12 protein-coding genes, 1 tRNA gene and 1 pseudogene are annotated in these 19,527 nt (G+C 73.0%); 7 read left to right on the top strand and 7 right to left on the bottom strand.

Annotated features, from left to right (window positions below; all coding sequences use genetic code 11):
- Window positions 1-50: 50 nt before the first annotated feature.
- Window positions 51-1,733 (bottom strand): glycosyl hydrolase family 18 protein, encoded by a 1,683-nt coding sequence (locus AB0O00_RS07340; protein WP_363649131.1) that lies wholly within the window; start codon window positions 1,731-1,733, stop codon window positions 51-53.
- Between the two features lie 225 nt (window positions 1,734-1,958).
- Here AB0O00_RS07340 and AB0O00_RS07335 point away from each other — a divergent pair, with 225 nt between their 5' ends.
- On the top strand, window positions 1,959-5,204 hold the full coding sequence (locus tag AB0O00_RS07335; protein WP_363649130.1) for a S41 family peptidase: 3,246 nt from the start codon (window positions 1,959-1,961) through the stop codon (window positions 5,202-5,204).
- A 24-nt stretch (window positions 5,205-5,228) separates the two neighbouring features.
- Here AB0O00_RS07335 and AB0O00_RS07330 read toward each other — a convergent pair whose 3' ends face one another.
- Window positions 5,229-5,456, bottom strand: coding sequence for a hypothetical protein (locus AB0O00_RS07330; RefSeq protein WP_363649129.1), 228 nt, complete (start codon window positions 5,454-5,456; stop codon window positions 5,229-5,231).
- A 311-nt stretch (window positions 5,457-5,767) separates the two neighbouring features.
- Here AB0O00_RS07330 and AB0O00_RS07325 point away from each other — a divergent pair, with 311 nt between their 5' ends.
- A complete protein-coding gene (locus tag AB0O00_RS07325) occupies window positions 5,768-6,559 on the top strand; it encodes a phosphoribosyl-dephospho-CoA transferase MdcG domain-containing protein (protein ID WP_363649128.1) in 792 nt (263 codons plus the stop codon).
- Here the strand turns inward: AB0O00_RS07325 and AB0O00_RS07320 are convergent.
- The 3 genes from AB0O00_RS07320 to snpA all read right to left on the bottom strand — a co-directional run bounded on the left by AB0O00_RS07320 (window position 6,549) and on the right by snpA (window position 10,464).
- On the bottom strand, window positions 6,549-8,633 hold the full coding sequence (locus tag AB0O00_RS07320; protein ID WP_363649127.1) for a phosphocholine-specific phospholipase C: 2,085 nt from the start codon (window positions 8,631-8,633) through the stop codon (window positions 6,549-6,551). The two genes, AB0O00_RS07325 and AB0O00_RS07320, sit on opposite strands and share 11 nt — an antisense overlap.
- Before the next feature lie 236 nt (window positions 8,634-8,869).
- The gene (locus tag AB0O00_RS07315) at window positions 8,870-9,547 is read right to left on the bottom strand and encodes a pentapeptide repeat-containing protein (protein WP_363649126.1); all 678 of its coding nucleotides are present in this window, start codon (window positions 9,545-9,547) and stop codon (window positions 8,870-8,872) included.
- 272 nt (window positions 9,548-9,819) lie between these two features.
- On the bottom strand, window positions 9,820-10,464 hold the full coding sequence (snpA, locus tag AB0O00_RS07310; protein ID WP_363649125.1) for a snapalysin: 645 nt from the start codon (window positions 10,462-10,464) through the stop codon (window positions 9,820-9,822).
- On the opposite strand from snpA, the pseudogene AB0O00_RS07305 reads away from it, so the two are divergent.
- Window positions 10,463-11,590, top strand: a pseudogene (locus AB0O00_RS07305) (LysR family transcriptional regulator); the annotation flags it as partial. The gene snpA and the pseudogene AB0O00_RS07305 sit on opposite strands and share 2 nt — an antisense overlap.
- A 101-nt stretch (window positions 11,591-11,691) precedes the next feature.
- Here the strand turns inward: AB0O00_RS07305 and AB0O00_RS07300 are convergent.
- Together AB0O00_RS07300 and AB0O00_RS07295 are read right to left on the bottom strand one after the other, a co-directional pair.
- On the bottom strand, window positions 11,692-12,882 hold the full coding sequence (locus AB0O00_RS07300) for a low temperature requirement protein A (RefSeq protein WP_363649124.1): 1,191 nt from the start codon (window positions 12,880-12,882) through the stop codon (window positions 11,692-11,694).
- A gap of 423 nt (window positions 12,883-13,305) precedes the next feature.
- On the bottom strand, window positions 13,306-15,009 hold the full coding sequence (locus AB0O00_RS07295; protein WP_363649123.1) for an ABC transporter family substrate-binding protein: 1,704 nt from the start codon (window positions 15,007-15,009) through the stop codon (window positions 13,306-13,308).
- A 342-nt stretch (window positions 15,010-15,351) separates the two neighbouring features.
- Between AB0O00_RS07295 and AB0O00_RS07290 the strand changes: the two genes are divergently transcribed.
- The 4 genes from AB0O00_RS07290 to AB0O00_RS07275 all read left to right on the top strand — a co-directional run bounded on the left by AB0O00_RS07290 (window position 15,352) and on the right by AB0O00_RS07275 (window position 19,520).
- Window positions 15,352-16,332, top strand: a complete 981-nt coding sequence (locus AB0O00_RS07290) for an ABC transporter permease (RefSeq protein WP_363649122.1) — start codon at window positions 15,352-15,354, stop codon at window positions 16,330-16,332.
- A 15-nt stretch (window positions 16,333-16,347) separates the two neighbouring features.
- Window positions 16,348-17,283: an ABC transporter permease gene (locus tag AB0O00_RS07285; protein WP_363649121.1), complete on the top strand. Its 936-nt coding sequence runs from the start codon at window positions 16,348-16,350 to the stop codon at window positions 17,281-17,283.
- Window positions 17,280-19,355 (top strand): ABC transporter ATP-binding protein, encoded by a 2,076-nt coding sequence (locus tag AB0O00_RS07280; RefSeq protein ID WP_363649120.1) that lies wholly within the window; start codon window positions 17,280-17,282, stop codon window positions 19,353-19,355. The genes AB0O00_RS07285 and AB0O00_RS07280 overlap by 4 nt, the downstream gene beginning before the upstream one ends.
- A gap of 91 nt (window positions 19,356-19,446) precedes the next feature.
- Window positions 19,447-19,520 (top strand) — tRNA-Lys (locus AB0O00_RS07275).
- Window positions 19,521-19,527: the final 7 nt, after the last annotated feature.

Here is a 19,527-nt window from a genome sequence, read left to right as displayed (position 1 = left end):
ATGCTCGAACCTCACATTGGTGTGAGGTTCAAGCACAGGGGTCCGGCGGCTCAGCGGCCGTAGTAGGCGTCGAAGTTCTTCGAGAACTCCCGCCCGCCGAACTGGTCCCAGTTGACGGACCAGGTCATCAGCCCGCGCAGGTTCGGCTGGGCGCCCGAACGCGGCACGTACGTCCCGCAGTTGGCGAGCTTGGTCAGGCAGTCCAGGGCCTTGTCCACCTCGCCGGGAGCGACGTAGCCGTTGCCCGCGTTGGTGGTGGCCGGCATGCCGATGGCGACCTTCGAGGCGGGCAGCGGCGGGAACACGTTGTTGGGGTTGCCCGCCACCGGGAAGCCCTTGAGCAGCAGGTCGGTCATCGCGACGTGGAAGTCGGCGCCGCCCATCGAGTGGTACTGGTTGTCCAGGCCCATGATGGAGCCCGAGTTGTAGTCCTGGACGTGCAGCAGGGTGAGGTCGTCGCGCAGCGCGTGGATGACCGGCAGGTAGGCGCCGGCGCGCGGGTCCTGGCCGCCCCACGGGCCGGAACCGTAGTACTGGTAGCCGAGTTGGACGAAGAACGTCTCCGGCGCCATGGTCAGCACGAAGCCCGGACCGTACTTGGCCTTGAGGGTCTTCAGCGCCGAGATCAGGTTGACGATCACCGCGCTGGTCGGGTTCCTGAAGTCGGTGTCGCCGGTGTCGAGGGAGAGCGAGTGGCCCTCGAAGTCGATGTCCAGGCCGTCCAGGCCCCACTTGTCGATGATCGCCGAGACCGAGCTGACGAAGGTGTCGCGGGCGGCCGTGGTGGTGAGCTGGACCTGGCCGTTCTGGCCGCCGATCGAGATCAGCACCTTCTTGCCCTGGGAGCGCTTCGCGGCGATGGCGGCCTTGAAGTCGGCGTCGGACTCGGCGGTCGGGCAGTCGGTGGTGGAGCAGCGGTTGAAGCGGATGTCGCCCGAGGTGGGCGAGGTGGGCTCGCCGAAGGAGAGGTCGATGAAGTCCCAGGAGTTCGGGACGTCGGCCATCCGGGTGTAGCCGGCGCCGTTGGCGAAGCTCGCGTGCAGGTAGCCGACGAGGGCGTGGCCACCGGGCTGCGGGGTGCCGGTCGGGGTGGCGGTCGGCGTTCCCGTCGGGGTGCCGGTGGGCGTACCGGTCGGGGTGCCGGTCGGACTGGCGGTGGCCGTCGGCGACGCGGTGGACGTAGGCGTCGGCGTCGGGCTCGGCGCGCCCGGCCCGTCCAGCGAGATGTCGTCCGCGTAGTAGTAGGTGCCCTGGCCGTACCAGCCGTGCGTGTAGACGGTGGCGCTGGTCTGCGTGGCGCCCGTGGTGAAGCTGACGCTGAGCTTCTGGTAGGCGCCGCCGGTGCCCGGGGTCCAGGTGCTCGGGCCGCCGCCGTCGACGCCCAGGTAGACGTACGAGCCGTTGACCCACGCGCTCAGCGTGTAGGTGGTGCCGGGGGTGACGGCGACGGTCTGCGAGCACTGGGCGGTGTCGCTCGCGCCGGCCGCCCCGGCCAGGGCGTAGCTTCCGCTGTGCACCGGGGCGGTGACGACGCTGCCGGTACCGCCGGTGCAGCTCCAGGGGCCGAGCGAGCCCGACTCGAAGCCGCCGTTGACCAGGAACTCGCCGGCCGAGGCGGCGGGGGCGAGGCCCAGGGTGACGCCGGCCAGGGCCGCGGCGGCGAGGGCGGAGGCGGTGCCGGCGGCGAGGGCGGCACGGCGCCGTTCGGGGATGGGGATGGCTGATCTGCGCATGCGGGGGCTCCTGCGATGGCGCGGTCGTGGGGGACGTCCGAGGGCACGCCGGAGTACGCGCCAGTGGGGGGAACGGCCCGGCCTGGCACCCAAGTTGGACTAGACCACTGAAGTGGATGCGGCCGGGCGGTGTCAATGGTCCAGACCGGCCCCGGGCCGCCGGCACCCCCGCCCCCGCGGCCCGCCCCGGTTGCCGGGTGTGACACCCCGTCGAAGGATGGAGGGGTGACCTCGCCCGGCTACCTCCGCTACCCCCACCTGCACGGGGACCTGCTCGCCTTCACGGCGGAGGACGACGTCTGGATCGCCCGGCTCACCGGCGGCGCCACCACCGACCGGGCCTGGCGGGTCAGCTGCGACCGCACCCGGGTCAGCCACCCCCGCTTCTCCCCCGACGGCCACACCCTCGCCTGGACCAGCTGGCTCAGCCTCACCCCCGAGGTGTGGACCGCCCCCACCACCGGCGGCGAGGCGCAGCGGCTCAGCCACTGGGGCAGCCAGGACACCCGGGTGCGCGGCTGGCTGCCGGACGGCGAGGTGCTGGCCGTCACCTCCTTCCACGAGCCCTTCGGGCACTACACCTGGGCGCACGCGCTGCCGCCCGACGGCTCCCCCGGCCGCCGGATGCCGTGGGGCCCGGTCGGCGACGCCCAGATGAGCCGCGACCGGACCGTCCTGCTCACCGGCGCCGCCCCGCACGAGCCCGCCGCGTGGAAGCGCTACCGCGGCGGGGCCACCGGCCGGCTCTGGGTGGACGGCGAGCAGATCCTCCCGGACCACCGCGGCCACCTCGCCTCACCGATGGCCGTCGGCCAGCCCCCCGACGACCGGATCGCCTTCCTCTCCGACCACGAGGGCATCGGCAACGTCTACTCGTGCCGCCCCGACGGCACCGACCTGCGCCGCCACACCGACCACGCCTCCTACTACGCCCGCGAGGCCGCCACCGACGGCACCCGGATCGTCTACCAGCACGCGGGCGACCTCTGGCTGCTGGAGGGCCTGGACGCCCCCGCGCCGCACCGGCTGCACGTCCCGCTCGGCGGCGCGCGGGCCGGGCGCCGCCCGTACCAGGTCGGCGCCGCGAGCCAGGTCAAGGACCTCGCCTGCGACCAGACCGGCCGGACCGGGGTGATCACCGTGCGCGGCAGCCAGTACTGGCTCACCCACAAGGACGGCCCGGCCCGCGCGCTCGCCGACACCCCGGGGGTGCGCACCCGGCTGCCGGTCATGCTCGGGCACACCGGCGAGGCCGCCTGGATCACCGACGCCGAGGGCGCGGACGCCGTCGAGGTGATGCCGCTGCCCGGCCACGACGGCCCCCTCGAACTCACCAGCGGGGAGCGCCACCGCCACCGGGTGCTCGCCGCCGGACGGCTCGGCCGCGTCCTGGAGCTCACCGCCTCCCCCGACGGCACCCGGCTGGCCGCCGCCACCTCGGACGGGCGGCTGCTGCTCCTCGCCACCGCCGACGGCGAGGTCAGGGAGGTCGCCGCCTCCGCCTACGGGCCCGTCTCCAGCGCCCGGTTCTCCCCCGACTCGCACTGGATCGCCTGGTCCCAGCCGGCCGCCGGACGCTCGCTGCGCCGCATCCGGCTCACCCGGGCCGACGCGCCCGCGCCGATCACCGACGTCACCGACGGACGGTTCGAGGACGAGCAGCCGGTGTTCACCCGGGACGGCCGCTACCTGGCCTTCCTGTCCTGGCGCGGCTTCGACCCCGTCCACGACGTCCACACCGGCGACCTCTCCTTCCCGGTCGGCTGCCGCCCCTACCTCGTCCCGCTCACCGCCGACACCCCGTCCCCGTTCGCCGCGCCCGCCGAGGACGGCGGCCCGCACGGGGACGGCGGCGGCGACGGCACCGTCCGGGTCGACCCGCAGGGCATCGCCGAGCGGCTGCTGCAGTTCCCGGTGATCGCCTCCAAGTACTCGGCCACCGACGCCGTCCGCGGCGGCCTGGTCTGGCTGCGCTGGCCGATCTCCGGCACCCTCGGACAGACCTTCACCAGCCCGGACGACACCTCGGGCCGCCCGTCACTGGAGCACTTCGACCTCGCCCGGGGCACCCGCTCCACCCTGGTCGACAAGCTGGACGGCTACGCGGTGTCCGGCGACGGCGGCTCGATCGCGGTGTACTCGGCCGGCACCCTGCGGATCGTCCCGGTCGGCGCCCCGTCCGCGGGCACCTCGGTGGACCTGCGCCGGATCAGCCACACCGTGCACCCCGCCGCCGAGTGGCGCCAGGCCTACCACGAGGCCGCCCGGATCGTCCGGGACCAGTTCTGGGACGAACGGATGTCCGGCCTCGACTGGCCCGCCCTGGTCGCCCAGTACGAGCCGCTGCTCGACCGGATCGCCGGCCCCGACGACTTCGCCGACCTGCTGCGCGAACTCCTCGGCGAACTCGGCACCTCGCACGCCTACGTCACCCCGTCCCGGCGCGGCGAGGGCCCCTCGCTCGCCCAGCAGCCGCTCGGCCTGCTCGGCGCCAACGCCCACCGCTCCCCCGACGGCCGCTGGCTGGTCGACCGGGTGCTGCCCGGCGAGTCCTCCGACCCGCGCGCCCGCGCCCCGCTCGCCGCCCAGGGCGTGCGCGACGGCGACGAACTGCTGGAGGTCGGCGGGCGCCCGGTCGACCCGGTCCGCGGCCCGCTGCCGCTGCTCGCCGGCACCGGCGGCAACACCGTCGAGATCGGCCTGCGCAGCGCCCCGGACGCCCCCGTGCGGCGGATCACGGTGACCCCGCTGACCGACGAACGGCCGCTGCGCTACCAGGACTGGGTGGCCAAACGCCGCGCCCTGGTACGGGAGTTCAGCGACGGCCGGTGCGGCTACCTGCACATCCCCGACCTCGGCGGCTCCGGCTGGGCGCAGTTCAACCGCGACCTGCGCCGCGAGCTCGACAAGCCCGCGCTCGTCCTCGACGTCCGCGGCAACGCCGGCGGCAACGTCTCCGAACTCGTCCTGGAGAAGCTCACCCGCCGCGTCCTCGCCTGGGACTTCACCCGCGACCGCCAGCCGGTGCGCTGGCCGCGCAACGCCCCGCGCGGGCCGGTGGTCGCGCTCGCCGACGAGGCCACCAGCTCGGACGGCGACGTGATCATCGCGGCCATCGAACTGCTCGGCCTCGGGCCGGTGGTGGGCACCCGCACGTGGGGCGGGGTGGTCGGGATGACCGGGCGGCACACCCTCGGCGACGGCACCCAGATCTCGGTGCCGAAGAACGCGTCCTGGTTCACCGGCGGACTCGGCTGGTCCGTGGAGAACCACGGCGTCGAACCGGACGTGCACGTGCTGCGCGGCCCGCGCGACTGGGCCGGCGGGCGGCACCCGGAGCTGCACACCGCCGTCCAGCTGGCGCTGGAGCTGCTGGAGGACGCCCCCGCCGCCGCACCCCCGCCGGACGACACCCCCCGGCCGGACCTCCGGCGCCCGCCGCTGCCGCCCAGGGACGGCGGCAGCGGCTAGGGCTGCTGTTTCCGAACGGCGGGGTCAGTCCCAGGGATCGCCCTCGGCCGTCATGTTCTCGGCGGCCCGCCGGTCGGCCTCCGCCTGGTCGCGGACCTGCTGCTGCTCCGACTCGCGCAGCTCACGGGTCCGCTCGATGTCGTCGCTGTAGGCGTCGGCGGCCTCGTCGTGGGCGAGCGCGGCCCGTTCGGTGGCGTCCGGCCCGCCGGCGGCCCCGTGACCCCTGTGGAAGATCCTGTCCAAGATGCCCATGACTCCTCCTCCGGACGGATACCGGGCTGCCCCCACTCTCACACCGCCGCCGGACGGACGCACCTTGGGCCTCCGGCCGGGGCGGGACGGGGTGCGGGAGGGCGGAGGCGGCCGGTACGAGGCGGGCAGACGGGAGGTGCGAGAGGCCCGGACGGACGCACGTCGGGCCTCCGGCCGCGGCGGGACGGAGCGCTGGCGGACGCACGTCGGGCCTCGGGGCTCAGGGGGAAGCCGGGGTGCGTTGAGTCTTTGGTCCCGCTCGGACGCATCGAAGGGCCGTAGCGGTCCGGCGCCGGCCGGGCGGTAGTGGGGTGAGGAACGCCATCGACGAACAGCACGGCGGCCCGCGCCGCCTGGTCGGGCCGCTCGCCGCGTCGGCCGGGCGGCTGCCCGGCCCGCACGACCTGCTGCTCATGCAGTGCCCCAGCTCGCTGCGCCCGCTCGGCGGCGGTGAGCTCCCCGACTGGGCGCGGGCGGTCCTCCGAGCCCACCCGTGGGTGACGGTCGCCAGGGCGCCCGCCGTGGTCGGCTGCCCCGTGGACACCCCGCACCCGGTGCGCTGCACCCGCGACGTCACGGCGCCCGAGCACTGGATCCCGGTGTCGGTGCGCGGCCCGCACCGCGGCCAGCTGCTGCACGCGCTCGCACCCTGGGCGGCGGTGGCCCGCACCTTCCGTCCCGAGCAACTCGCGGCCCGGAGGTCGCTGCTCGCGCCCGGGCGGGTCGAGGAGATCCCGGCGCTCGCCCTGCTGCCGGCCGTCGGCGAGCTCGCGGCGGACCACCGGCTGGCCTGGGGCCCGATCGGCGCGGTCGGCTACGAGCTCGGCACCGGCGTGCCGGTGACCGGACCGCTCAGCCCGCTGCGGCTGGTGCTGCGCGCGCCGCAGCCGGTCAGCCGGCGGGACGCGCTCCAGCTGCGGCGCGCGCTGAGCAAGCTGCGCGTCCCCGTGCAGGCCGAGCTGGAGACCCGGCACGGGTCGGTGATGCTGGCCGAGTACGCGGCGGCGCCGCTGACGCTCACCCTGCTGACGCCGGAGGGGCCCCGGGAAGTCCACGATCCGTGGTTCCCCCAGGGCCACTCCAGCAGGACGGTCAGCCGCTGACGCTGGACGCGCCGGTCTCCAGGTGGCCGGTGAACCGCTGCGACCAGCTGCTGTCGGCATTCACCGTGACGGTGAAGTCGTACCAGCCGTTGTTGTAGGCGACCGCGTTGAAGAAGTCGCTGGTGCTGCCGCCGGCCGGCACCTGGTAGGTCCAGGGGCCGTCCGTGCGGTAGTTGTTCGACGCGATGGTGAAGGTGAGCGGGGTGCTGCCGGAGTTGGCGAGCGTGAAGTAGACGGCGAGCTTGCCGGTGCCCGGCTCGACCGCGTACGAGGCGGTGACGGACGCGTTCTTGCCCGCTTTGGTGGCGTCGCCCTTGAAGCGGCGCAGGAAGCGGTTGGGGCCGACCACGGTGAGGTCGTACGGGCCGTTGCCGAAACCGGTGCCGCAGTTGAAGAAGTCGCTCGTGTTGCCGCCCGGGTCCACGGTGTACTGCCACGGGCCGCCGCTGCGGTAGGCGTTGGCGTAGGCCGAGAAGTGCGCCGACTTGGTGGCGGCGGTGCCCTCGTTGGCCATCTTGATCCAGACCTTCATGACGCCGCCGGAGCCGAACTCCAGGTGGTCCAGGTTGGCGTTCGGCTGGTAGGGCAGCGCGCGGGCCGGGCGGGTGCCGGACTCCTGCACGGGCAGCTGGTTGTTGACCGGGGCCGGGTTGGACAGCGGGCCGCAGGCGGCGAGGCCGATGGTCTGCGAGGTGTCGGGCAGCGCCGGGAGGCCGTAGACCGGGTTGGCGAAGTCGAACGCGCCGGTCAGGTCGCCGCACACGCGCCGGCGCCAGTCGCTGATGCTCGGGCAGGTGGCGGGCGCGCCGATGGCGGCCGTCCAGGTCTCCAGGAAGCGCAGCACCGAGGTGTGGTCGAAGGTCTCGGAGTTCACCCAGCCGCCGCGGGTCCAGGGCGAGACCGCGATCATCGGGACGCGGAAGCCGAGGCCGATGTTGGTGCCGTTGTAGAACTCGCCCGGGGTGCCGGCCGGGGCGGCCGGCGGCGGGACGTGGTCGAAGAAGCCGTCGTTCTCGTCGTAGTTGATGAACAGGACGCTGGAGTTGAAGACGTTCGGGTCGGCGTTGAGCGCGTCGATCACGTTGTGGACGAAGTGCGCGCCGTCGACCGGGGTGGCGTAGGGGTGCTCGGAGGAGGCCTGGTCGGGGACGATCCAGGAGACCTGCGGGAGGGTGCCGGCCAGCACATCGGCCTTGATCGCGGCGACGATGTCGTCCGGGGTGCTGCCGGTGACGGCGGGCACCGAGCCCATGCCCTTGACGGCCAGCGCGCTGCCGGCCGGGGCGTTCGTGAACGCGTTGAAGTACGCGAGGGCGTTGTCGCCGTAGTTGTCGGCGGCGTTCTGGTAGACCTTCCAGCTCACCCCGGCGGTCTCCAGGGCCTCGGCGTAGGTCTGCCACTGCAGGCCCTTCTCGTCGCCGCCGTCGTAGGCCGGGCCGCCCGCGGTGCCGGCCGGGTCGATCTGGCCGGACCAGTGGTAGGTGCGGTTGGGGCCGGTCGCGCTGAGCACCGAGCAGTGGTACGCGTCGCAGATGGTCCAGTTCTCGGCCAGCGCGTAGTGGAACGGGATGTCCTGGCGGGTGAGGAAGCCGAGCGTGCGGACGTTGCCCTTGGCCGCGACCCAGGAGTCCATCCTGCCGTTGTTCCACGCCTTGTGCTGGTCGCTCCAGCCGTGCGCGAGGTCGCCGTTGCACTGGGCGAGGCGCTCGGGGTCGGCGCCGCCGGCCGGCTTGGTGAGGCTGAACTGCCAGGGGTACTGGCGGCCGGTGCCGTTCGGCTGGTTGAACACGCTGTAGCCGCCGGCGATCTGGATCGCGCTGCGGTCGGCGAAACCGCGCACGCCCTTCATCATGCCGAAGTAGTGGTCGAAGCTGCGGTTCTCCTGCATGAGGATCACCACGTGCTGCACGTCCGCGATGGTGCCGGTCTGCGACAGCGCCGCGGTGGACACGGCGGCGGGCGCCGCGCCCGCCGTGGTCGGGGCCGCCCCCGCACCGCCGGCGCCGCTCAGGGCCAGGCCCGCGGCGGCGGCGCCGGACAGCGTCACGAACTTCCTACGACTCAGCTCGGCCATCAGCCCAGCCCGTCCCTTCACTGCTCATGTTGCCCTGCCGCTTTGAACTGGGGCACAAGTCGGGGCTCATCGATCGCGGAGCAGTCTTCACCGGCGCCGAACCGGCCCACCAGATGCCTGCGGGAGGGTTGGCGGACTGTTCGTCCCGCCGTCACCGGGCGACGGCGGGCTGAACGGCGGGCGGAGACTCCGAGGACGCGAAGGGGAGTTGAAGGAGCGGGGGCCTGTCGGCCGGCTCAGCGGTCCTGCACGGTGATGCCCAGGGCGTGGGCGAACTGCGGTGCCAGTTCGAGCAGTTGGTGCGAGTTGATGATCGCGCCGCGCAGCCCCAGGTGCCCGTCCGGCAGGCCGAGCCGGGCCGCGCCGCGCAGGTCCGTCCGGTTCAGCGTGGCGCCGCGCAGGTGGACCTCCTCCAGCGTCGAGCCGGGGAAGGACACCTGGGTGAGCTTCGCGTCGGCGAAGTCCACGTCGCGCAGCAGGCAGTCCTCGAAGACGACGTCCCGCAGGACGGCCGCGCGCAGGTTGACCGCCTCCAGCTTGCAGCCGCGGAACACCACCCGGCGGATCGCCGAGCCGTGCGCGGCGATCCCGGCCAGCACGCCGCCGACGAACGCGCTGTCCTGCCACTCGCCGTCGCTCAGGTCGCAGGCCACCCAGCGGCCGGACTGCGCCCACACGTCGGTGAACCGGGCCTGGCGCAGCTTGACGCCGCTGAGCGCGACGCCGGTGAACGCGCACTCCAGGAACGTCGCCCCGGCGGCCGACTGGTCGGTGTACTCGCCGCCGTCGAAGTGCGCGGTGTCGTAGCGCTCGTCGGGGCGCAGCGGCCCGGCGTGCGGGCGGAGCAGGTCCGCGAAGCGCAGGTCGGCGAGTCGGTCGGGGACGTCGGGCACGTTGGGGGCGGTGTTCGGCACGGCGGTGGCACCTCGCGGTCGGGCGGACGGGGTCTCGCCCGCATGCTCGCACGCACCACCGACAGGTCGGGCAGGCCGAGCGCGTGCCCGCGACAACCCCGTCCAATGGGCCTGGATTTCCCGGCTTTTGAACAACCTTTGGCCGGACTTGACCAACCGGTACCCCTGGCATTCCGTTCCGCGGCCGATTAGGCTCCACCCCGGGGAAGCAACCGAGTAGCGGGCCGCCCGATTCCGGCCGGACGGCCCGCTGCACCCCGCTCGGTCCCCGGTTACTCCACGCCGTTGGCCCAGAGAGAGTCGACCTGGCCGCGCTCGTTGCCGTCCGGGTAGGGGTTGGTGCAGGACGGACCGGGCCCGCCGCCGGACATCAGCTCGCTGCACGGGCCGGAGTAGTGGTCGGGCAGGCCGAGCACGTGCCCGGTCTCGTGCGCGGTGACGCGCAGCGAGTTGTACTGCTGGTTCTGCTGGTAGTCGAGGAAGACGTACCCGTGGCCGTGGCCGTCGGTGCTGGCGTACGAGCCGCGCGGGTCGTTGCCCTCGTAGTAGGAGAAGTCGCCCTGGCCGCCGCTCTCCTGGAGCTGGACGTTGCGAACCGCGCCGTTCCAGATCTGCGCGGCCTGGGATATCTGACCGGTGAAGGACGGTGCGTTGCCCGTGTCGTAGGTGACGGTGACGGTGAGCAGCCACGGGTTGGCGGCCTGCTTGGCCTTGGCGGAGGCCATCACGGCCTGGAAGAACGCCTGGTTGTCCGCCGCTTCGGCGGCCGAACCGGCGTACGCCGTACCGGCCGTGGGCGTGTAGCCCGAGGCGCTCGTGGCAGGTGTGGCGGGTGCGGCGACGGCCGTCGCGGGCAGGGCGGCGAGGCCCGCGGCGAGCGCCAGGCCGAGGGCGGCGGACAGCACGGATCGAGACATGTGGGGGCTCCGAATCGCGAAACGCCGGCCGCCGTACCGGTGGGGGCCGGCGGCGGGCGGAAAGGTGGGGGCCGCCCCCGGCCTGTGGCGGGGGGCGGAATTCGCTGCCCCAGAGTCCCCCCGGGCGCGGCCGTCGCGGATGATGTCAACCGGCGATAACGCCGGCCAATACCGGTGGGGGTCCGCCGTGTTGATCCGTGTCATGTCCTTGGCGAGGTGGCCCGGCGGCGTCTATGCTCCCGACGTGGAGCTCGACGTGAGACACCTCCGGGTGCTGTGCGCGATCGCCGACACCGGCAGCCTCCGCAAGGCCGCGCTCCAGCTCGGCATGACCCAGCCCTCCCTCACCACCCAGCTGCACCGGATCGAACGGGCCATCGGCGGCACCCTGTTCACCCGCGAGCAGACCGGCAGCCGGCCCACCGCGCTCGGCCACTCCGTGCTGTCCCGGGCCCGGCCGGTGATCACCGAGATGGCGGCGCTGGTCGCCGCCGCGCGCCAGGAGGCCCGGGAGTCGGCCGGCCCCGGGAGCCGGCGGCGGCTGCGGATCGGCAGCGTCGGCAGCCGGGCGGTGGCGGCCTGGCTGCGCCGCGTCCACGAGCGGCTGCCGGACACCGACACCACCATCCACGTGGACGTCTCCGCGAGCGCCCTGCTGCGGATGGTCGCCGCCGACCAGCTCGACGTCGCCTTCGTGTACGAGAGCGAGGGCTTCCCGCTGCGCGTGCCCCCGGACGCCGAGCACCGGGTGCTGATGGCGCGCGAGCCGCAGTTCGTCGCGCTCGCCGCCGGCCACCCGGCCGCGGCCCGCCCGGTCGTCCACCTCGCCGACCTCGCCGAGGACACCTGGATGGTGGACCCGACCGCCGACCACGAGTACGCGGCGATGCGCCGGGTGTTCAGCGAGGCCGGCCTCAACCCCCGGGTGGTGCAGGTGCGGGACAACACCACCGCCGCCGAGCTGGTCGCCTCCGGCGAGGCCGTCCGCCCCTGCCAGCCGACCTCCGTGCCCGGCCCCGGCACGGTCGTGCGCCCGGTCCACGGCGACCCGCTCGCCGTGCGCCTGCTCCTCGCCTGGCGGCCGCGCGCGCTCGCGCCGACCGCCCTGGAGGCGCTGTACGGCGAACTGCGGGCCGCCTACCTGGACCTGGCCAAGGTCAACCCGGCCTACCTGGCCTGGCTCGCCCGGCACGAGCCGGTCCTGCTCGGGCTGCGTCCGGAGGCCGTTCACGCCTCCCGGGCGTGCATCGCGACCCCGACGGCCACCGTCAGCGCGCACACCAGGCCGGCCGCCAGGACCCCGGAGCCGCCGAACGCCGTGCAGGCCAGCACCAGCACCGCGCCGGCCGGCCCCAGCACCTGCGCGGCGCCGGTCTTGGTGTGCCGCGAGTGCAGCAGCCAGACCGTGAACAGGTAGACGGCGGTCGGCACGGTGACCGTCCCGGTGGCCGCCGTCGCGGAGATCTCCGCCTTGTGCACGGCCGACTCCACCGCGACCTCCAGCCCGGTGCCGATCGCCGCCGCCGCGGCGAACACCACGTAGTGCCCGTAACCCCACGCGAACGCCTGCCGGTTGGAGCGCAGGTGCTCGTGCACCGGACGGGCGAAGTAGATCCACCAGGCCGAGAAGCAGATCAGCAGACCGCCGATCGCCACCGGCACCAGCCGCCCGAGCTCCTCGTGCTCGTCCACCGCCGACTGCACCGCGACCGTCGCCGCCGCCACCGTCTCGCCGAGCACGATCAGGGTGAACAGCCCGTACCGCTCGGCGATGTGGTGCGGGTGCCAGGTGGTCTGCATCCGCAGCTCGGCCCAGACCGGCACGGCCAGCTCGGCCAGCACCCCGATCGGCATCACGAACGGCCGGGCGCCGTGCGGCAGGAGCAGCACCACCACCCACCCGACCTGGCACAGCGCGATCCCCAGCGCGTACCGCAGGGCCACCCCGCGCGCCGGGCCCTCCTCGCTGGCGGCGGCGCGCAGCCACTGGGTGACCATCGCCAGGCGCATCACCACGTAGCCGGTCACCGCGAGGACGAGGTCCTGGGCCTCGAACAGCCGCGGCACGCCGGCCGCGAGGATCAGCACCCCGGCGATCTGCACCAGCGTGGTGACCCGGTACGGCACGTCGTCGCAGTCGTACGCCGAGGCGAACCAGGTGAAGTTCATCCAGGCCCACCAGATCGCGAAGAACGCGAGCGCGAAGCCCCGCAGGCCGTCGCCGTAGTGCCCGGCCGCGAGGTCGTGGGCCAGCTCGCGGCCGGCCTGGCCGACCGCGACGACGAAGCAGAGGTCGAAGAACAGCTCCAGCGGCGTGGCGACCCGGTGCCGCTCGTCGCGGTCGCGCGGGACCATCCGGCGCACCGGAGGCGGGTCGGCGGGGTGCGGGTGGGGCACTGCGGCGGAATCGCTGGTCATCGCGCTGCTCCGGGACGGTGGCGGACGGCTGGGCTGTCCCGCGCATCCTGGCAGCGGGGCGGGCCCGGCGCACGCACCGGCACGGACCCGCGGGCATCGGCTTTGTCCCTTTTTCTTCGTTCCTTTCCCCTTGCCGTCAGCCCCAGTTGACGCCCCGGTGCGCGAACCGGGTGACAGCGCGACAGGTTTTCCGGACGCGCCCGCGCGGTACCGCCCGAGCCGCCGGATCGTCCCGCTACATTCGTCCCCGGTTGGAACGGAAGCGAGCGCGGGTCCTGCGGGGCCCCACGACACGGGCGGCCTGCGGGCAACGCGGAAGGTCAAGGCCGGTGGCAGGACAGCGGGGGCGGCAGCACCGTCCCACCCGTGTCCGCACCACCGGCCTCGTGATCACCGCGCTGCTCGCCAGCGCCTGCCCTGGGACTACTTCGCCCAGCCGATCTTCGTGTAATCGGTCGTCGCCAGGCCGAACGCGCCGTAGTTGGCGAGGCCCTTGCGCGTCGCGACCACCTCGGGCCGCTGGTACAGCTCGACGGTGTGGCCGAGCTCCCAGATCTTGGCGTCCGCCTGGTTGTAGTACTTCGCGGCCTCCACCGGGTCGATCGTCCCGGCCGCCTTCTTCAGCAGCCCGTCGATCTCGGGGGTGCCGAGCTTCGAGAAGTTGCCGAAGACGTTGTCCCCCTCCGGCAGGCGGAAGTTGACCAGGCTCTGGGAGAGCGGGAACGAGTCGGTGTTGCGCCAGCTGGCGAGGTCGAACTTGCCCACGTTGATGTACTTGGTGAAGAAGTCGTTCTTCGCCACCTTGTCGAGGTCGACCTTCACGCCGGCCTGCAGCCACATCGTCGCGGCCGCGGTGTAGAGGTCGATCTGGGCCTGCGGGCTGGAGTCGTTGAACACGAAGTGCAGTTCGAGCGACTGGCCGTCCTTGGTGCGCGGCTGCCCGCTGCCCGCCTCCTTCCAGCCGGCGTCGTCCAGCAGCTTCTTCGCGGCGGGCAGGTCGAACTTCGCCCACTCGCCCGAGTTGTCCTGGTAACCGGCCTGGTTGGGCATGAAGATGTGGTTGCCGAGCGACTTGAACTGCACCGGCACGCCGTTGTTGGCGATCTTGATCAGCGAGTCGCGGTCGAGCGCCTTGCCGAGCGCCTGACGCACCTTCTGGTCGGCCAGCGCGCCCCCGCCGCCGAAGGAGATGTGCACCTCGTCCCACGGGCTCGCGGTGCGGATCACCGTGTCCTTGTTGTCCTTGAGCTGGCCGTAAGCGGTCGCGGTGCCGGCCGTCGCGAAGTCGATCTCGTTGTTGAGGAACGCCTGGGTGGTCGCCGCCTGGCTCATCACCCGGAAGGTGATCTTGTCCAGCCTGGGCTTCGCACCCCACCACGCCGGGTCCGGGACGAGGCTGATCGTCTGGGCCGTCTTGTCCGCGACGCCCAGCTTCAGCGGGCCGGCGGTGATCGGGATCTTCTCGATCCAGGCCTTGTTGAAGTCGTCGGCGGAGGCGATCCCGGCCGCCGGGATCAGCGGCCGGAACAGGTTCTGCCAGTCCGCGTACGGCGCCGAGAAGGTGACCTTGACCTCGGACGGGTCGGCGCCCTGCTCGACCGCGGAGATCAGCTCGTAGCCGGCCGAGTCGGCGATGTTGTAGCCGTCCTTCTTGCCGTTGCTGGCCTCCCAGTCGGCCTTGAAGTCCAGGTAGCCGAGCTGCTTGCCGTCCGACCACTTGGCCTTCGGGTTGAGCTTGTAGGTGATCACCTGCGGCGAGGTCGAGGTGACCTTGGCCTCGGCCAGGTAGTCCGGGTTCGCCCGGAAGGTGCCGGAGGCATCGGTGGTGAAGAGGTCCGGCTCCACGGCGCGCATGATGTCCACCGCGTCGCCGTAGCGGCCGTCCACCTGGAACGGGTTCCACTGGGTGATCCACTGGTACAGCGGGAAGCGCACCTCCCCGCCGTCCTTCATCCCGTCCGCCACCGTGGGGTTGATGTCGTTCGAGTCCTGTCTCGGTGGCTCGCTCTTGGCCACGTTGTCGGCCGAGCCCCCGCCGCCCGAGGTGCACGAGGTCAGCGCCAGGGCGACGGCTATCGCGAGGGCGGCGGCCCGGCCGAAGCGGCGGGCCGGGGTGGCAGCGTCCATGGGGGTCCCCCTGGTGAGTTCGTCGGGAAAGGGAACAGGAGTTGTGCTCCGCGAGGTGTGGCGGGGCTTGAGTGTGGGCAGCCAAGTCGGCACCGAGCCAGCAGAACGTAACAGCCGATCAGTTCCACGACCAGAGGCAGGAGTTCACGTCTGATCCAAAAGTCACGCGCGGCAACACTCCCGCAACACCGCGGCCGTACGCCGCTGGAACACTCTGACCTGCTGTTTCCCGACAGTCCGTGAACAGCCCGTGAAACGGCCCCCACCCGGGCCACCGACCGAAGGCCACCACCCGATGCCCACCAGACGCGTCGGCCCCGCCCCCACCCAGGGCGGCCGTTGATGCTCCGCTACCTGGCGAAGCGGCTGAGCTACTACGCCGTCCTGCTCGTCGCCGCCGTGTTCCTGGCGTACGCGATATCCGCGGCCGCCCTCCAGCCGCGCACCTACTTCGAGGCCAAGTCCCCCCGGCCGTCCGCCGAATCGGTCGAGCGCCAGCTCACCGACCTCAACCTCAACGACCACACCCCGGTCGTCGTGCGCTTCGGCCACTGGGCCGACGACCTCGTCCACGGCGACCTCGGCCGGACCATCCACGACACCCCGGTGACGGACGACTTCGGCCGGCGGATCTGGGTCTCGCTGCGCCTCCTGCTGATCGGCAGCCTCCTCGGCATGCTGCTCGGCGTCGCGGTCGGCGCCTGGAGCGCCGTGCGGCAGTACCGAATATCCGACCGGCTGCTGACCCTGCTCTCCTTCGTCCTCCTCTCCACCCCGGTCTTCCTGGTCGCCCTCTTCCTCAAGAACGGCGCCATCGCGGCCAAGGACGCGGCCGGCCACGAGGTCATCCCGTTCACCGGCTACGAGACCCCCGGACTCGCCGGCGGCCTCGGTGCCCACCTCTCCGACTGGGCGCTCCACCTCCTGCTGCCGACCATGTCGCTCGCGCTGTACGGCCTCGCCACCTACAGCCGCTACCAGCGCGGCATCATGCTCGACGTCCTCGGCTCCGACTACCTGCGCACCGCCGAGGCCAAGGGCCTCACCCGCGGCCGGGCCCTGCTCAAGCACGGGCTGCGCACCGCCGTGATCCCGATGTCGACGATGTTCGCCTACAGCTTCCTCGGCATCTTCACCGGCGCGGTGTTCACCGAGACGATCTTCGGCTGGCACGGCATGGGCGAGTGGCTGATCCAGGCGATCAACGAACAGGACGTCAACTCCGTCGTGGCGGTCAACCTGTTCACCGCCGTCGTCGTCCTCGCCTCCGGCTTCCTCGCCGACACCCTGCACGCCGCCCTCGACCCGCGCGTGCGGTCCTGACCGGAGGTGACCCAGATGACCACCGTCGCCGCCGAACCGGCCGCCCCGGCCCCGGCCCCCCGGAGCTCCGGCCGCGCCCGGCTCGTCCTCACCCGGCTGCTCGCCGCCCGCGGGGCGCTCGCCGGAGGCGTCCTCGTCCTGCTGCTGTTCGCGCTCGCCTTCGGCGGGCCGTACCTGACGCACTGGGACTACGCCGCCCCCGACTTCACCGCCCTGCACCAACCGCCCTCCGCCCAGCACTGGTTCGGCACCAACGGGATCGGCCAGGACGTCTTCGCCCAGTCCGTCCGCGGCCTGCAGAAGTCGCTGGTCATCGGGCTGCTGGTGGCGCTCTTCTCCACCGTGCTCGCCTCGCTGGTCGGCGCGTGCGCCGGCTACTTCGGCGGCTGGGCCGACCGGTGCCTGATGTTCGTCGTGGACCTGCTGATGGTCTTCCCCAGCTTCCTGATCATCACGATCGTCTCGCCCCGGCTGAAGAGCACCGGCTGGATCGCCTTCGTCCTGCTGCTCGCCCTGTTCAACTGGATGATCACCGCCCGGGTGGTCCGCTCGATGACGCTCTCCCTGCGCGAGCGCGAATTCGTCCGCGCCGCACGATTCATGGGCGTCCGCCCGCTGCGGATCATCCTGCGGCACGTCCTGCCGAACGTCGCCTCCTTCCTCATCATCGACGCCACCATCGCCGTCGGCGGCGCCGTCATGAGCGAGACCGCGCTCTCCTACTTCGGCTTCGGCGTCAAGCCGCCGGACGTCTCCCTCGGCACCCTGCTCGCGGCCGGCACCAGCGAAGCGCCGGTGTTCCCCTGGCTGTTCTACTTCCCCGCCGCGCTGCTGGTGCTGTTCGTCCTCGCCGTCAACCTCATCGGCGACGGGCTGCGCGACGCCCTCGACCCCACCGCCGCGGGCGCGCCCCGCCGCCGCGCGCGCAGCGTTCGGAGAAAGCAGCCGTGACCACCACCGTGACCACCACCGCCGGAACCGCCGTCGAAACCCCCCTGCTCGCCGTCCGCGACCTGCGCGTCGACTTCGCCGGGCCGCAGGGCTACGTCCCGGCCGTGCGCGGGGTGGACCTCACCCTGCGGCGCGGCGAAACCCTCGGCATCGTCGGCGAGTCCGGCTCCGGCAAGTCCGTGACCGCACTGTCCGTCCTCGGCCTGCTGCCCGGCACCGCCCGGGTGCAGGGCTCCGTGCAGCTGGACGGGCGGGAGCTGGTCGGACTGCCCGGGCGGGAGCTCGCCGCCATCCGCGGCCGGCGAGTCGCGATGGTCTTCCAGGACCCGCTCTCCGCCTTCACCCCGGTCTACCGGATCGGCGACCAGATCGCCGAGGCGATCCGCATCCACCAGAAGACCGACAAGGCCGCCGCCCGCCGCCGCGCCGCCGAACTCCTCGACCTCGTCGGCATCCCCGCCCCCGACCGGGCCCTCGACAGCTTCCCGCACGAGTTCTCCGGCGGCATGCGCCAGCGCGCGATGATCGCCATGGCCGTCGCCAACGACCCCGACATCCTGCTCGCCGACGAGCCCACCACCGCCCTGGACGTCACCATCCAGGCCCAGGTCCTCGACGTGCTGCGCACCGCCCAGCGGGAGACCGGCGCCGCGCTGGTGCTGGTCAGCCACGACCTTGGGGTGATCGCCGGCGCGGCCGACCGGGTCGCGGTGATGTACGCGGGCCGGGTGGTCGAAACCGCCGGCGTGGACGAGCTGTTCGCGGCCCCGCGCCACCCGTACACCCTCGGCCTCATCGGCGCGGTGCCCCGGCTGGACGGCCTCGGCGGGCCGCTCGTCCCCATCCCCGGCAGCCCGGCGCCGCTCGCCGACCTGCCGCCCGGCTGCCCGTTCGCCGCGCGCTGCCCGCTCGCCGAGCCGCGCTGCTCGACGGCCGAGCCGGAACTGCTAGGGGACGACGGCCACTTGGCGGCCTGCGTGCGCTCGGCGGAGCTGGCCGAGCGGCGGCCCGCGCCGGCCGACGTCTACCCCGTGCCGGAGGTGCCCGCCCCCTCCGTGACCGGGGAGCGCGAGGAGCGGGCGAAGGTGCTGGCGGTCAGCGGGCTCGGCAAAACGTTTCCGCTCCTCAAGGGCACGGTGTTCAAGCGCCGCATCGGCGAGGTCTACGCCGTGGACGGCGTCGACCTGGACCTCCGCGAGGGCGAAACCCTCGGCCTGGTCGGCGAATCCGGCTCCGGCAAGTCCACGACGCTCTTCGAACTGCTCGACCTCGCCGCCCCCGAGACCGGCCGGATCGAACTCCTCGGACACGACACCTCCCGGCTCACCCGCGCCGAGGCCCACCGCCTCCGGGCCCAGCTGCAGATCGTCTTCCAGGACCCGATGGCCAGCCTCGACCCCCGGATGCCGGTCGGCGACATCATCGCCGAACCCCTGCGCGCCCAGCGCGCCGCCCGCGACGAGATCGCCCGCCGGGTGCCCGACCTGCTGCGCCAGGTCGGCCTCGACCCGGAGCACGCCGGCCGCTACCCGCACCAGTTCTCCGGCGGCCAGCGCCAGCGGATCTCCATCGCGCGCGCCCTGGCGGTCCGGCCCAAACTGCTCGTCCTGGACGAACCGGTCTCCGCGCTCGACGTCTCCATCCAGGCCGGGATCCTCAACCTGCTGCAGTCGCTCAAGGCCGAACTGGGCCTGTCCTACCTGTTCGTCTCGCACGACCTCTCGGTCATCCGGCACCTCGCCGACCGGGTCAGCGTCATGTACCTCGGACGGACGGTCGAGCAGGGCGACGTCGCCGCCGTCTTCGACCACCCCCGCCACCCGTACACCCGGGCGCTGCTCTCCGCCGTCCCGCTGCCCGACCCGGCCGCCGAGCGCGCCCGGGACCGGATCCTCCTCCCCGGCGACCCGCCCTCCCCGACCCAGCGGCACACCGGCTGCCCGTTCCGTACCCGGTGCCCGGTCTACGCCCGCCTCGCCGAGCCCGGGGCGCGGACGCGCTGCGAGGAGGAGAAGCCCCCGCTCGCGGGCGACGGGCACCAGGCGGCCTGCCACTTCCCGGAGGCGGCCTGAGGGCACCGCGCGAGGTGCTCACGTAGCGTGATTGGCCGAATACGATTCGGCGGATGACCCCGGTCCCGTGTAATGTCTTCCAGGTCAGCAGGCGCCGCTAGCTCAGTTGGTTAGAGCAGCTGACTCTTAATCAGCGGGTCCGGGGTTCGAGTCCCTGGCGGCGCACAGACAG

Source organism: Kitasatospora sp. NPDC093558, assembly GCF_040683475.1.
Taxonomy (GTDB): Bacteria; Actinomycetota; Actinomycetes; order Streptomycetales; family Streptomycetaceae; genus Kitasatospora.
This window is presented reverse-complemented; position numbering and strand designations above follow the sequence as displayed.